The organism is Phyllobacterium sp. OV277 (genome assembly GCF_900104355.1).
GTDB lineage: Bacteria > Pseudomonadota > Alphaproteobacteria > Rhizobiales > Rhizobiaceae > Phyllobacterium.
On record NZ_FNIY01000010.1, the window covers coordinates 59,731 to 73,194 of the forward strand.

The window sequence follows — 13,464 nt, forward strand, 5'->3', positions numbered from 1 at the left end:
GGCATAGCCCTTAGCCAAACAACTTGTTGGCTATGGAGTTTCTCACCTTCCCTGTGTGTTGTCGAATGACCATTTTGTCATGTTTGCTGCGGCGCACCCATGCGGTTTAAGGGTATTATTTCCCGAGCATTGCAGAGAATAAAGCGACCAAAGCATCGGTCATCGGTCCGGGATCTTGGACGCCGCTTGATGGCCTCCCTTTGCCGCTTTACTTGCGGGCGATCAACAGGCTCATTGTTGCCCCTCAACCAAATGCAATCAGCACTTGAAGCCGACCAAGTAATGAGCGTACTCCTATCGTGAGAACGATGGGGGATTGCGATGCTGAAATACCTGAACATTCCGGCGGCAATCCGCATAGCCCTTCTTTGCCTGTGGGCGGTAGCCACCGGTGTTTTCAGCACCGTCGCCTACGCGCAAACCGCTGGTGAAACCACAACTGTCATTCTGCAGCGCGGTCAAAGCGAAGCCGACATAAACAGCATCCTCAAAGCCGCCTATGCGAGCGGCCGCAATGTCGTGGTCCGCTGGGAAGACCCTGCGCCCGCAGCAGCCTCGCCCGCACCAGCAAAAGCAGCGGCTACTCCGGTCGCCAAACCTCCCATGGCAACCCCGCTTGATCAGGCGGAAGAACTTGCCGGGAACGTGCTCGATTCATTCACCACCGGGCTTTCTGTCGGAATTGCCGGCATCGGCCACATAGCCGAACTGCCCTTCATGATGGATAAGGGTATGCAGACCCAGGGCGATGATTGGGGGCACGTCACGCTCGTTACCCTGGCTGCCCTGCTCGCTGCGGGTATTGCAGGCTGGATTGTGTTCCGGCTTGGCACAGCGCTCATCGTGCGCCCGATCAGCGAAGATGCCGATCTTGTCCACCGCGCACGCGGATCATTTGCCCGCACACTTCGCGACATCGCCGCCATCTGCGCCTTTATTGCCGTCGGGCACATCATCATCAATATGCCGACTGCCGGTTCTCAAATGGCATCTCACCTCACCGTGAGCCTGCTGCACGCCGCCGCGCTCACCCTCATCTATGCCGCCGTCGGCCGGTTGTTCCTGTCACCGGGCGACCCTTCGGCACGCCTTCTGCCGATCAACAATCCTCAATGGCATTTCCGGATGCTTGTCGCCTATGGTTTCATCGGGGCGCTGATCGGTCAGCTCGTCCGTCTGTCGATTGAAAGCGGTGTGAGCCGCAGTGTCACCGAAGGCTGGTTCCTGATCGCCGCAACGGTCGTGACCCTTTTGAAACTCTGGTGGTTCATCGGCGGGCGCAAGGACATCTCAGCCGTGTTTGCCGGACCGGCACCGAATATGACCCGGCAGGTGATAGCAACCGCGCTTCCGGCATTTCTGTCTCTTACCGCCATCCTGATCTGGGTGGTTGGCTGCATGGCCGCCAGTTCCCCCCAGCGGGCCCATTGGGGCGAGGCAGCGGGCGCGACGCAGGTCATCGTTCTGTTGATCCCGATCTTCGCGCTGGGCCTGCATGCGCTGATCGCGGCGATGCACAGGCGGCACCACAATGAAAACGATCTTCCACCCCTGATGCAGGCCCTTATCGCGGCAATCCAGACATTGGTAACAGGCGGCATCTGGCTCCTTGGCCTCTACATCATCATCCGTCTGTGGACCACCTATCTTGACGACACGGGCTATGGCTTGATTCTGTCGATCATCCGGGGACTGCTCCGGGTCAGTGTCGCCATTGTTGTCGGCTGGGCGATCTGGAGTTTCCTGCGCCACTACTTCAGTGCGCTTTCGCCCTCATCGCGCCCTCTCCTCCCTGGTCAGGAAGAGACGGACGGTCCCGCACCAACCGCTGTGGGCCGCCTGTCGACAATCCTGCCGCTGGTTCGCGACCTTGCCTTTGGTGCTATTGTTGCAATTACCGCACTGGTGGTGCTGTCCTCGCTCGGCATGGATATCGGGCCGTTGCTCGCCGGTTTCGGTGTGCTTGGCCTTGCCATTTCGTTCGGCTCGCAAACTCTGGTGAAGGATGTTGTCTCAGGCATTTTCTTCATCGCCGACGATGCTTTCCGCACCGGCGAATATATCGATACGGGCAAGCTCAAGGGAACCGTGGAGCGGATCACGCTGCGCTCGCTGCAACTGCGGCACCAGAATGGCCCGGTTCATACCATCCCGTTCGGACAGATACAGTCGGTGACGAATTACAGCCGCGATTGGAGCACGATCAAATTCGAGCTGCGCTTCGACCGCGACACCGATCCGGAAAAGATTCGCAAGACGGTCAAGAAGGTTGGGCAGGAAATGCTTGAGGATGCGGAATTTGGCAGCGAGTTCCTTGTGCCGCTGAAATTTCAGGGCATTCAGGACATTACTGAAAACTCAATGGTCGTGCGGCTGAAATTCACGGCAAAGCCCGGCAATCCGTCTCTGATCCAGCGCGAATCCATGAAGCGGCTTCTGGTGGCATTCAGGGAAGCCGGACTGATGCTCGCATCCAACGCGGTGACGGTTCGCTCGGGTACGAATGATGCCGTGGGTGCAGGTGCGGCAACCCAGATCGCCATTGAAAAAGCTGCCGAGCAGGCCGCAACGCAGGCGGCGGCCAAGGCGGGCTGATCCATCACCGTTTCCCTGTTATGCCATGTGATTTGTCGACGAGAAGCGTGGGCTGAACGATCAATCCCTGTTCCGTCGCTTCAAGATAGGTTTCGACCCCGTAAATGTTGCGCATGTGCTCGGCTGTCAGCACATCGGCGGGAAGACCATCAGCAACGATCTTTCCCTCGTGAATGAGGACAAGCCGGGTGCACCAGCGCGCCGCAAGCCCAAGATCATGCAGCGAGACAACGATCGCTGAACCTTTGCGCGCAGTATCCGCCAATGATTGCATCAGGCCGATCTGATGCGCCGGATCAAGCCCGGCTGTCGGCTCATCGGCAAGCAGCAAGGACGCGTCCTGCGCCAAAGCACGGGCAATCAGCACGCGTGCCCGCTCACCGCCTGATAGTTCCAGTGCCGAGCGATGACGGAATACTGTGACCTCCATGCATTCCATTGCACTTTCAACCAGTGCAGTATCGTTTGGCCCAAGCCTTGAGAATCCGCTGAGGTAAGGCGTGCGCCCAAGTGAGACGAGATGCTCCACCGAGATGGCCCAACTGATCTCCCGCTCCTGCGGCAGATAGGCGACGTGCCTCGCCCGCTCCTTCGCACTTAATTGGGCGGCCAAAGTTCCGGCGATCTGGATTTCGCCTCTTGAAGGGACAAGTCCAAGAATGCTTTTGAGCAAGGTCGACTTGCCAGCCCCATTCGGACCGATCAACCCGATGAATTCACCCTTGCTGACAGCTAGTGACACATCGTGCAAAACAGGTCTGGCCCCCAGCGATGCCTGAAGATGCGAGAGATTGAGAATATTCATAGCATTGTCCTCCTTGTACGGAAGACAAGCCAGAGGAAGAATGGCGCACCGATGATGGCGGTCAATACACCAAGCTTCAGATCACGGCCCGGCGCAATCAGGCGTACAAGAACATCCGCTGCCAGTAGCATTGACGCGCCGCCAAGCGCACTCGCCGGAAGCAGGCGCGAAGGCCGCGCACCGACCAGCGGTCGCAGGACATGCGGGACGATAAGCCCGACAAAGCCGATAGCACCCGCAACGGCTGTGGCTGCTCCCACCGAGGCAGCCGTGCCAAGAATGGCGAAGAGCTGAACCCGTTTGATATTGATACCCATGCTGGCAGCCGCGTCCGGTCCCAGCGTCAAAGCGTCGAGAGATCGGCCAAGACTGAACAGAAGCACCCAGCCGACAAGAATGAGCGGTGCGGCAAGCTGCACATGCAGCATGGAACGGTCCGTGAGCGACCCCAGCATCCAGTAGACAATCTCCATGGCCGCGAAAGGATTGGGCGAGAGGTTCAGTGCCAGCGTGGTCATGGCCCCGGCAAAACTCGACACGGCAATGCCGGCCAGAATGATGGTCAGCGTACTGCTGCCGCGACCGGCCAATGCCTGTACCAGCAGCACCGCAAGAACAGCGCCCGCCAGCGCCATGAGAGGCAGGGCAAGCGGAAAGGCGAGTGACAGGCCGGTATAGATAGCAATCACTGCACCGAGCGACGCCGATGCACTCACACCCAGCAGCCCCGGTTCAGCCAGCGGATTGCGCAGATATCCCTGCAGCACCGCGCCTGACAGCCCCAGCGTTGCGCCGATCATCAGGCCAAGCAAGGCACGCGGCAATCTTATTTCGCGCATGACCAGCACAATGGCGTCTCCCTGCCCCGTCAGCAGGGCGCGGATACTGTCAGCAGTGCCGAGCGCCGCCGGGCCGACAAGCAGTGACAGAACGAAAAGAACAAGGGTCAACAGCACGAGGCCAGCGATCAGAAGGCGGAAATGATCTTTCATCTGTTGGCCCGCCCTGCCGCATCCGACAACAACTTGACTGCCTCCGCCGTGAATGGCGCACCGCATATCCAGTATTTATCGGGGATATCGATGAGGTTTTTCCCTGACAATGCAGCGCGAAACGCCGGGTGAACCTGCGCCTCATAGGCAAGGGATGGCGCCGCATAGGCATTATGGGCGGCAATCAGGTCGGGCTTTGCCATGACAAGCTGCTCCAGCGACAGTTTTTGCGTGCCCTGCAAGCCAAGCTTCTCACCGAGATTGATCAGACCGGCACGATTGACCACTTCACCGGCCAAGGTGCCGCGACCGGAGGTGAACTGGTTTGCGTAATAAAGCGCAACCGTCGGCGCATCGGCCTGTCTGCCCGGCACGCTTGCCAAGGTTGCATCCATCTCGTGCACAAGTTCCTCAGCCCTTGCCTCCCGCCCCAGAAGCGCGCCCATCCGCCTGATATTGAAGCGAATATCGTCAAAGGAAGATTCGGGCTGAAACTCTTCAACCCGAAATCCAAGGCGTTTGAGAATATCAACCGTTGCCCTTGTCGTATATGTACCGCTGAGGATTAAGTCCGGCTTCATCAGGAAAATTTCCTCGGCCTGACCATGGTTGGTTACAAACGACGCCGCCTCTTTGGCCAGCACCGAACCCGTTTCATCCTTGGCAAGATGCGATACCGAATAAAGCTGCCCGTCCCCCGCCAGAAGCATGGCCAATTGGTCGGTACAAAGGTTCATGGAGACAACCCGCTTCGGCGCTTCGGCGGCAATTGCAGACGGACTGCCAAACAGTGCGATTGCCGTTGCCAGCTTCGCCACGCCTCGCGCCCATCTACATTGCCTGAACATAATCAGAAGCTTCCCTTCAACCCGACAAAAGCGGTACGACCCGGCGTGTTGAAACCAAAAATCTCCTGATAATCTTCATCGAACAGGTTCTCGATCCGCGCATAAGCTTCCATCTTGTCACTGAACTTATAGCTGCCACCAATTGTGACCAGCGTATAGTCCTTCAACACCACCCGCGTGGGGAGAGGCGGTGTAAAAGCTGTATCTTCCATCTTTCCATTGAAGGTCACCTCGCCAAAAACGCGGGCGCGATCTTCAAGGAATGTGTAGGCGGCATTCAGCGAGCCTGAATGTTTTGGCCGCCTTATTTCGATCTGACCATCCGGATCTTTCGCATCCGTATAAGTGTAGGTCGCAGTTGTGGTGAAACCACTGGTCAAGTTGAGCGTCGCCGCAACTTCCACACCCTGACGCTTGCTGCGCCCATCCTGATTGACAGGCGTATAGCGGAAATCAGGTGTTGCAATGCTGGTAATCTCATCGGTCAGGTTCTGGCGGAAATAGGTCACGTCAACCACCAACTGCTCATCGAAAAAGCTCTGCTCGACACCCACATCCCAGCCAAGGCTCTTTTCCGGCCGCAGGTTTGGATTGCCCTTGTAGGTTGAGGGAATATAGCCGAACTGATCGTAGAATGTCGGATTGGTAACGCCTGTACCAACGGAGCTGTGCAGTCTCGTTCCCCAGGCCGGAATTTTCCATGCCGCACCGAAACTATAGGTCGATGCATCCTTGAACCGGTCATTATCATCGTGGCGGAGGGCCGCGTTCAGATAAAGCTGGTCGAAAAACTCACCTCGATATTCCCCGACAAACGAATGCATGGTCCGGTCGTGTTTCTCGAACTGCGACGCGTCAAAATACGGGCTGGTAAAATCCGCCTTGGCAGGCCTCTGCTGGAAAGTCTCGCGCTCACCCTGATATCCCGCTGTAATCTGATGCCTGGCGTCGGCAAAGGCTGGCGTATCGAACTTGTAGGTCGCCTGATAGGAACCATTCAGCCGGTTGCCCTCATTACCGGAGATATATTCGTCATGCTTGAGATTGTCGCGCAATGTGTTGGTGTCGCTGATCCGTGCTTTCTGGGTCAGGGCACCATCCAGCGATGTCCAGGTGATGCCGAGCGAGCCCAGCAGTTCCTTGGTCGTGGTCTGGTCGTCACCATCAATGACAAGCCCCTGAAACGGTGTGCCATATCCGCCATCGGGATCGAGATCGCTGCGGCGGTTTACATAACGGAATGTACCATCGACAACCACGTCGGGCGTTATATCGACCTTGAACTTGCCATTGATGGAGCCGTTCTTGTCGCCGTCCTTCTCTGAACCGAAATTCGAGATGTTGAACCCCTTGTTCTGGCGATATGTGCCGGAGAGGGCAAAATCATAATTATCCGCGCCGCCCTGCAGCAGCACATTGCCAAGCCATGTGCCATCCGTGCCCGCTTCGGAGCGTCCGCTGATCTTGAAACCGTCGCGGGTGCCGCCTTTGGTGATGATGTTGACCACACCGGCCAGCGCGTTCGAGCCCCAGAACGCACTTTGCGGGCCGCGCAGAATCTCGATGTGATCGACATCGGCAACCGGCAAGCCGCCAAAGTCGAATTCGCCATTCCCGGTTTCGCTGGCTTCAACGCCGTCAATCATGACAAGAAGGTGGTTGGCTTCTGCGCCGCGTACCCTCACCTGCGTCAGGCCGCCATAGGAGCCCCCACGCGAAACGGCAAAGCCCGGCACCTGACGTAACGCATCGGCAACGTAGCGTGTCTGGTTCTGCACCAGCTGCTCGCCTGTGATAACCGTATAGGCCCGCCCGGATTTCTCCGCATCAATGCGCGACTCGCCAAGATTGATATAAATTGGAGCAAGGACAATCGCCCCATCCCCTCCGGTTGTCTGTTCCTGCGCAATGGCGACCCCGCTCAACAGACCAATGATAGCCCCTGCAAATCCCGTTTGCCTTAACATGATGCCCCCAGAGCATAGGGAACGGCTGGCGTTCCCCCGGTTACGTCTGAACCGCGGGCTGGATAGGCAACAGGGGGATGATAATGATCAACCTGCAATCGCTCCGGCACACGGCAACACTTTTTCAAATGTCACCGCGACGAGCGACCGCGCCCAAACACACCCCGTGTTCGAGCTGGGTGACCGGAACGGGCAGGTCTCCTGACTTCCGGATCACTGCATGTCCCCCGCCTTCCCAATCACGCAAAAGCGCTTTCAGTGGCACTGTGGAGGACCGCTCACCGGTTACAGTTGCGGGGGCAGCCACGGATTAGGCCCCTTCTTGGGTCATCCTCACCGTGTTCCCTTTTCATCCGCTTTTGATCGCGGAACCAATTCCATATTCTGGATAGCAACCCCATCCTGAACGGTCAACAATCACGAGGGGTCTAAATTGTTGACATCGCTCCTCCCACGAAAGAGAAAAATTTAATCTATAAAAGCGACTGAATCTGTACACACGATCTGCGAACGTTTCGGCCTTAGCCAAATTCTTCCAATATATTGCCCGCCAATGGTATTTTCGCCGTGATCAGAGCCTATGCAGCAGCCGCTAATTTGCTGATCTGCCTTGCAAAATCAGCCATTGCATATTAATCGCTGCCGATTACATAAGGTTTGCTGGCCTTACCAGGCGCGCATTTTCGCCGATGAACCAGTTGAATGATGCCAGTTGAATGATGAATGGAGCAACGCCCGGCTCGTTCATTTGTTGATATCAGTATCGAACGAGAGAACCCGGGATGACTGCATTTTCGTCAGTAGCTGCAACAGCGGCAACCATTCTTGAGCCAGACGACGTTTCGGCGCCGGTTGCGTTTCCTATTCCTGATAATGTGTATGCGGAAACAGTGACCGAGGTTCGCCATTATACGGACCGCCTGTTCCGCTTTCGCATTACCCGTCCCGCGAGCTTCCGCTTCCGTTCGGGCGAATTTGTCATGATCGGCCTGCCCAATGCGGAAAAGCCTGTCTATCGCGCCTATTCGATTGCCAGCCCGTCATGGGATGAGGAAATCGAGTTCTTTTCGATCAAGGTTGAAAATGGACCGCTGACCGAACATCTGCAGAAGATCAAACGCGGCGATACGGTCCTTCTGCGCAAGAAATCGACGGGCACGCTGGTTCTCGATGCGCTGCTGCCGGGAAAGCGTCTTTATATGCTGTCGACAGGAACCGGTGTTGCGCCCTTCGCCAGCCTGATCCGTGATCCTGAGACCTATGAGAAGTTCGAAGAAGTCATTCTGGTGCAGACCTGCCGCGACGTCGCCGAACTCAAATACATCACCGAAATGGTCGAGGGCATCAAGGATGATCCGTTGATCGGCGAATTTGCCGCCGACAGCCTGCGGCTCTACACCACGACGACGCGCGAAAATTTCACCCATATGGGCCGCGTCACCGATCTGATGACAAGCGGTAAGATGTTCAGTGATCTCGGCCTGCCGCCGCTCAATCCGGAAACCGATCGCGGCATGATCTGCGGCTCGATGCACATGATCCACGATACGAAGGCCATTCTGGAATCCTTTGGTCTCGAAGAAGGCGCGAACAACAAGCCGTCAACCTATGTCGTTGAACGGGCCTTCGTCGGCTAAACCGTTCCCCTTCATCCAGATTTGAATAATGTGCCCGGTCTTCACAGACCGGGCATTTTTGTTTCGCGCATTTTTGTCACCGATTTGTGACACCGGGCCTCTTCTAAAAGATGAGTCTACATGCTATATGTATCGTTGTTATAAGCATCCTTACGAGTTTTAAAGCCCCACATCATGGATAATATGCCCACTCTTGGCTTTCTGTTGCATGAGGTTGCGCGGTTGTTGCGCAAACGATTTGAACAGCGTGCAAAGCACTTAGGCCTGACACGCTCGCAGTGGCAGACCCTTGCGTACCTCGCAAAAAACGAGGGCATCCATCAGGCTGGATTGGCCGAAATTCTCGAGATCGAGCCGATCACGCTGGTGCGTATTCTGGACAAGCTGCAGGAACGCAACCTGATCGAACGGCGCCGGCATCCGACTGACCGCCGGATATGGCTGCTTTATCTGCGTGACGAAGCGCGCCCACATGTCGATGACATGCGCGTTATCGGCGAAATCACCCGCTCCGAGGCGCTGGCCAATGTACCTGCCGACGACCGGGAGCATCTGCTTCGAACTCTAACCCTTATGAAGTCCAATTTGATCGATGCCTGTCAGACACCGGTCGATGACAGGAAGAAACACCATGGCTGACGGCTCCCCAACCTCCCGCATTCCCGCCAATTCTGACGAGGCTGTTCTCGAAAAGACCAACGCAAACAGCGACGCGCCGGTTGCTGCGCGCGTCAACGAGCCCGTGCCGTTGCCCGATATCACCCCGCCGAAGACGCGCCGCAACCGCACACGGCAAATTCTCTTCACTGCTCTTCCCATCGCCCTTATCGTCGGCGGCTATTTCTACGTCACGGGCGGACAGATCATGTCCACGGATAATGCCTATGTGCAGGCGGATATGGTTGGCGTTTCGACCGATATCTCCGGCCTTGTCAGCTCGGTTGACGTGCATGACAACGAAATCGTCAAACAGGGCCAGATTCTGTTCCGGATCAATCCGGATGTTTACCGCATCGCCCTTGAAGGCGCACAGGCACAGCTTGGCACGGTGCGCAACCAGATCCTTAACCTGCAGGCAAGCTACAAACAGACCTTGGCCGAGATTGCGCAGGCGGAGTCGGATATTCCTTTTTACCAGAAGACCCTGCAACGGCAGGCGGATTTGACCAATACAGCCGCCGTGTCCAAGGCGACCTATGATCAGGCCAAGCATGATCTGGATGCCGCGCAGCAGAAGGTCGATGTTGCCAAGGCGCAGGCCGCAACCACATTGGCCCAATTGGGTAACGACGTCGACCAGCCGGTTGAGCAGAACCCATCCTATCTGGCCGCGAAAGCCACTGTGGATAAAGCCCAGCACGATTTTGATTCAGCCACCGTGCGGGCTCCCTTTGACGGTGTTGTCACCAATGTCAGCGCGCTGCAGGTTGGTGCTTACCTTCAGGCTTCGCAGGCGGGCTTCAGCCTCGTTTCGACAACCCATATGTGGGTTGCCGCCAGCCCCAAGGAAACTGAACTCACCTATGTGAAGCCCGGCCAGCCAGTGACCGTGACTGTCGATACCTATCCCGGTGTCGAATGGAAAGGCACGGTTGCCAGTATCAGCCCCGCTTCCGGCTCCAGCTTCTCGCTGCTCCCCGCACAGAATACAACGGGCAACTGGGTGAAGGTTGTGCAGCGCATTCCCATGCTTGTCGACATCACCGATTTGTCGGGGAAGCCGCCGCTGCGCATGGGCATGAGTGTTACCGCCGAGGTCAATACCGACCATGCACGCGGTCTGCCGCACTTCCTGCAATCCCTCTTTGGCAGCAAGGATCATGTCTAACTCCGTCGCACTGCCGGGCGTTGCGCCTATTGCCAATCGCGGCGCGATAACGGCCTGTGTCATTCTCGCCGTGATCATGCAGGCGCTCGACACAACAATTGCCAATGTGGCGCTGCCCTATATTCAGGGCAGTGTTGCGGCGAGTGCCGACCAGATCAACTGGGTCCTGACCTCCTATATCGTCGCCGCGGCGATCATGACGCCGCCCTCAGGCTTTCTCGCCGCCCGGTTCGGACGCAAGCGCGTGCTGCTGACGGCCATTGCCGGGTTCGTGGTTGCCTCGGTGCTCTGCGGCATTGCCCAGTCGTTGCCGCAGATCGTGGCGTTCCGCCTTTTGCAGGGCCTGTTCGGCGCTTCCCTCGTGCCCCTGTCGCAGGGCATTCTGCTCGACATTTATTCCGTCGAGGAACGCGGCTCGGCCATGGCGCTGTTCGGTGTTTCCGTCATGGTCGGCCCCGTGCTTGGACCTGTCATTGGCGGCTGGCTGACCGACAATATCAGCTGGCGCTGGGTCTTTTACATCAATGTCCCCATCGGCCTGTTGGCGTTTGTCGGCATTTCGGCCTTTGTTACAGAAACCGGGCGTGAGCTTAAAGCCAAGCTCGACTGGTTCGGCTTCGGCACGCTCAGTCTTTCCATCGCCGCTCTGCAGCTATTTCTCGACCGCGGCGAGCAGCTCGACTGGTTCTCGTCGGGCGAAATCCAGTTGGAAGCGCTCGTCTGCTTCAGCGCGTTCTATCTATTCCTCAGCCACACCTTTACGGCGCAGCGATCCTTCGTGAACCCGCGCCTGTTCCTCGACAGGAACTTTGCCGTCAGCATGTTCTTCATCTTCATCGTCGGCGTAACCTATCTCGCCTCGCTCGCCCTGATGACCCCTTACCTGCAAACTTTGATGGGTTATCCCGTCACGACAGCCGGTATCGTCATGGGTCCGCGCGGCGTCGGCACGATGGTGTGCATGTTCATCGTCGGCCGCCTCATCGGCAAGGTCGATACGCGGCTGCTGCTGGTGCTTGGCCTCGGGCTGACCGCATGGGCCATGTATGACATGACCGGCTGGACCCCTGACGTATCGCAATGGACTATTGTTTCCGTGGGCTTCATTCAGGGTGCAGGTCTCGGCTTCCTGTTCGTGCCTTTGACGACAATTGCCTTTGCCACTTTGCCAGCCAGCATGCGCGGCGAAGGCACCGGTCTTTATAACCTCTCGCGCAATATCGGCTCCAGCGTCGGCATTTCCATTGTCACGGCGCTCATCACCGAGAATGTGCAGAGCAACCACGCCTCGATTGCCGCCTATGTGACGCCGTTCAACCACGCCTTCAATGCGCCCGTGGTGATGCAGCATCTCGACCCGCTAAAGGCAGCGGGCCGCGCATCGCTTGACGGGATCATCACCCTGCAGGCAACAATCATCGCCTATATGGATGACTTCAAACTGCTGATGCTGATGTCATTGGCGGCTATCCCGCTTGTGTTCCTGTTGCGCAAACCCGCGCCAAGCGCAGCGCCACCGGAACATGCGGTGATGGAATAGAGGTCCCAAATATCAAAGGCGGTCATCGGAAAGCACCGCAAGAATATCCGTTACTCCGTCTTTGATGCCACCATTAAGGTCGCCTGCGCGAAATTTCGGGATAATCCTGCTCTCGATAATCCGCTTGGCCGTGGTGTTGGTCAGTCTGTGCTCCAGACCATATCCGACTTCAATACGCACCTTGCGGTCCTTGGGCGCGACAACAAGCAAAACGCCATTGTCTGTCTGCTTCTGGCCAAGTTTCCACGCGTTGAACAGACGGGTGGAAAACGCCTCGATGGGCTCGCCGTCAAGGTCGGGGATGGTCACGACAACCAGCTGATCCGACGTCTTGTTCTCCAGCAATTGCAGTTCATTGGTCAGTGCTTCTTCGGCGATGCTATCGATAACACCGGCGTTATCGACGACACGTCCGGTGAGGGGAGGCAATTCGGCTGCATAGCCATGGACCGAGACAAATATGAGCAAGCTAAGCGCCAGAGCCGCATGACGAGACCACCAAAGCCAGCGCCATAAGCGCGATATTTTCCGCCCGTCATCCGTATCGGTAATGGGAATATAGCGGCCCCGCTTCTCGCAAAGCCAGGACAGATCGGTTTTCCCGGCATTGCGCAGATAAGCAACAGCCTCGGCAAAAAGTGGTGCACGAAAGTCTTTCGACCGCAAAAGGCGTTTGCTTGATCCTTTCGATACGGACATGAAAGCCGCCTGCTCCGTTTGATCCGCATAGGCACGCACGACATAGGAAAGCGACCCGTCCGAAAAGACGTAGATATCGTATTCATAGTGATAATCATAAAACCCTTCCGGGTTCAGATCAGACGCATCTATGTGGTGCGATATCTCGACATTCATTGGCATGCAAACTGGATACTATGGACGATCTGGTTCCACAATCGCGCCATAGACAATAGGCGCCTAACTCTCGGAGGATCAGGCAATCTCTTCGGTCAAATGAGATACCGCGTTTTGACACAGCCGCGCATACTTCATCGTGTTCACAGGAGCCTTTCAAGGTTCCTGTTTATTCGTTGAACAAAGACGAGGTATGAAGATGAATATTTACCGTAACTATATTGCCTGGCGCAATGCGCGCCGCATCATTGCCGAACTCAACAGCCTGCCGGTGGATCAACTGGTTGATCTGGGTATCGACCCGCTGATCCATACCCTCGACATTCCCGTTCGGTCTTATTCGGGCGGTCAAAGGGAGAGAGGCTGATCTGTTCGCAAGGCAGGCACCCAACAGACA

The 13,464-nt window shown here is 56.8% G+C and carries 11 protein-coding genes and 1 riboswitch; of the genes, 6 read left to right on the forward strand and 5 right to left on the reverse strand.

Annotated features, from left to right (window positions below; all coding sequences use genetic code 11):
• Positions 1 to 321: 321 nt before the first annotated feature.
• Positions 322 to 2,595 carry a mechanosensitive ion channel domain-containing protein gene (locus tag BLU05_RS22255; RefSeq protein ID WP_091885017.1) on the forward strand — a complete coding sequence of 758 codons (2,274 nt, stop codon included), beginning with the start codon at positions 322 to 324 and terminating at the stop codon, positions 2,593 to 2,595.
• A 4-nt stretch (positions 2,596 to 2,599) separates the two neighbouring features.
• Here BLU05_RS22255 and BLU05_RS22260 read toward each other — a convergent pair whose 3' ends face one another.
• Genes BLU05_RS22260 through BLU05_RS22275 form a run of 4 tightly spaced genes read right to left on the reverse strand, consistent with a single transcriptional unit; the run spans position 2,600 to position 7,207 of the window.
• Complete coding sequence (locus tag BLU05_RS22260) at positions 2,600 to 3,400, reverse strand: ABC transporter ATP-binding protein (RefSeq protein WP_091885019.1); 801 nt, start codon at positions 3,398 to 3,400, stop codon at positions 2,600 to 2,602.
• Positions 3,397 to 4,392: a FecCD family ABC transporter permease gene (locus BLU05_RS22265; protein WP_091885022.1), complete on the reverse strand. Its 996-nt coding sequence runs from the start codon at positions 4,390 to 4,392 to the stop codon at positions 3,397 to 3,399. Before BLU05_RS22265 ends, BLU05_RS22260 begins: the two co-directional genes overlap by 4 nt.
• Positions 4,389 to 5,210 (reverse strand): ABC transporter substrate-binding protein, encoded by an 822-nt coding sequence (locus BLU05_RS22270; protein WP_244518491.1) that lies wholly within the window; start codon positions 5,208 to 5,210, stop codon positions 4,389 to 4,391. The genes BLU05_RS22265 and BLU05_RS22270 overlap by 4 nt, the downstream gene beginning before the upstream one ends.
• 32 nt (positions 5,211 to 5,242) lie before the next feature.
• Entirely contained in the window at positions 5,243 to 7,207 is a 1,965-nt protein-coding gene (locus BLU05_RS22275) for a TonB-dependent receptor plug domain-containing protein (RefSeq protein WP_091885027.1), read from the reverse strand.
• Between the two features lie 173 nt (positions 7,208 to 7,380).
• Positions 7,381 to 7,598, reverse strand: a riboswitch (cobalamin riboswitch).
• A gap of 391 nt (positions 7,599 to 7,989) precedes the next feature.
• On the opposite strand from BLU05_RS22275, the gene BLU05_RS22280 reads away from it, so the two are divergent.
• The 4 genes from BLU05_RS22280 (at position 7,990) to BLU05_RS22295 (ending at position 12,212) form a co-directional block, all read left to right on the forward strand.
• Positions 7,990 to 8,844: a ferredoxin--NADP reductase gene (locus tag BLU05_RS22280; protein ID WP_091885029.1), complete on the forward strand. Its 855-nt coding sequence runs from the start codon at positions 7,990 to 7,992 to the stop codon at positions 8,842 to 8,844.
• 174 nt (positions 8,845 to 9,018) lie between these two features.
• Positions 9,019 to 9,483 carry a MarR family winged helix-turn-helix transcriptional regulator gene (locus BLU05_RS22285; protein WP_091885032.1) on the forward strand — a complete coding sequence of 155 codons (465 nt, stop codon included), beginning with the start codon at positions 9,019 to 9,021 and terminating at the stop codon, positions 9,481 to 9,483.
• Complete coding sequence (locus tag BLU05_RS22290) at positions 9,476 to 10,672, forward strand: HlyD family secretion protein (protein WP_091885035.1); 1,197 nt, start codon at positions 9,476 to 9,478, stop codon at positions 10,670 to 10,672. The genes BLU05_RS22285 and BLU05_RS22290 overlap by 8 nt, the downstream gene beginning before the upstream one ends.
• Entirely contained in the window at positions 10,665 to 12,212 is a 1,548-nt protein-coding gene (locus BLU05_RS22295) for an MDR family MFS transporter (protein WP_091885037.1), read from the forward strand. The genes BLU05_RS22290 and BLU05_RS22295 overlap by 8 nt, the downstream gene beginning before the upstream one ends.
• A 12-nt stretch (positions 12,213 to 12,224) precedes the next feature.
• Here the strand turns inward: BLU05_RS22295 and BLU05_RS22300 are convergent, their stop codons facing one another.
• The gene (locus tag BLU05_RS22300) at positions 12,225 to 13,073 is read right to left on the reverse strand and encodes a TPM domain-containing protein (protein ID WP_244518492.1); all 849 of its coding nucleotides are present in this window, start codon (positions 13,071 to 13,073) and stop codon (positions 12,225 to 12,227) included.
• A gap of 193 nt (positions 13,074 to 13,266) precedes the next feature.
• Here BLU05_RS22300 and BLU05_RS26030 point away from each other — a divergent pair, with 193 nt between their 5' ends.
• Entirely contained in the window at positions 13,267 to 13,434 is a 168-nt protein-coding gene (locus BLU05_RS26030) for a DUF1127 domain-containing protein (protein ID WP_139210506.1), read from the forward strand.
• Positions 13,435 to 13,464: the final 30 nt, after the last annotated feature.

Excerpts from the sequence above, each read along its gene's own strand:
- BLU05_RS22255 (WP_091885017.1), top strand. The coding sequence starts at position 322 with ATGCTGAAATACCTGAACATTCCGGCGGCAATCCGCATAGCCCTTCTT.
- BLU05_RS22260 (WP_091885019.1), bottom strand. The coding sequence starts at position 3,400 with ATGAATATTCTCAATCTCTCGCATCTTCAGGCATCGCTGGGGGCCAGA.
- BLU05_RS22265 (WP_091885022.1), bottom strand. The coding sequence starts at position 4,392 with ATGAAAGATCATTTCCGCCTTCTGATCGCTGGCCTCGTGCTGTTGACC.
- BLU05_RS22275 (WP_091885027.1), bottom strand. The coding sequence starts at position 7,207 with ATGTTAAGGCAAACGGGATTTGCAGGGGCTATCATTGGTCTGTTGAGC.
- BLU05_RS22280 (WP_091885029.1), top strand. The coding sequence starts at position 7,990 with ATGACTGCATTTTCGTCAGTAGCTGCAACAGCGGCAACCATTCTTGAG.
- BLU05_RS22285 (WP_091885032.1), top strand. The coding sequence starts at position 9,019 with ATGGATAATATGCCCACTCTTGGCTTTCTGTTGCATGAGGTTGCGCGG.
- BLU05_RS22290 (WP_091885035.1), top strand. The coding sequence starts at position 9,476 with ATGGCTGACGGCTCCCCAACCTCCCGCATTCCCGCCAATTCTGACGAG.
- BLU05_RS22295 (WP_091885037.1), top strand. The coding sequence starts at position 10,665 with ATGTCTAACTCCGTCGCACTGCCGGGCGTTGCGCCTATTGCCAATCGC.
- BLU05_RS22300 (WP_244518492.1), bottom strand. The coding sequence starts at position 13,073 with ATGCCAATGAATGTCGAGATATCGCACCACATAGATGCGTCTGATCTG.
- BLU05_RS26030 (WP_139210506.1), top strand. The coding sequence starts at position 13,267 with ATGAATATTTACCGTAACTATATTGCCTGGCGCAATGCGCGCCGCATC.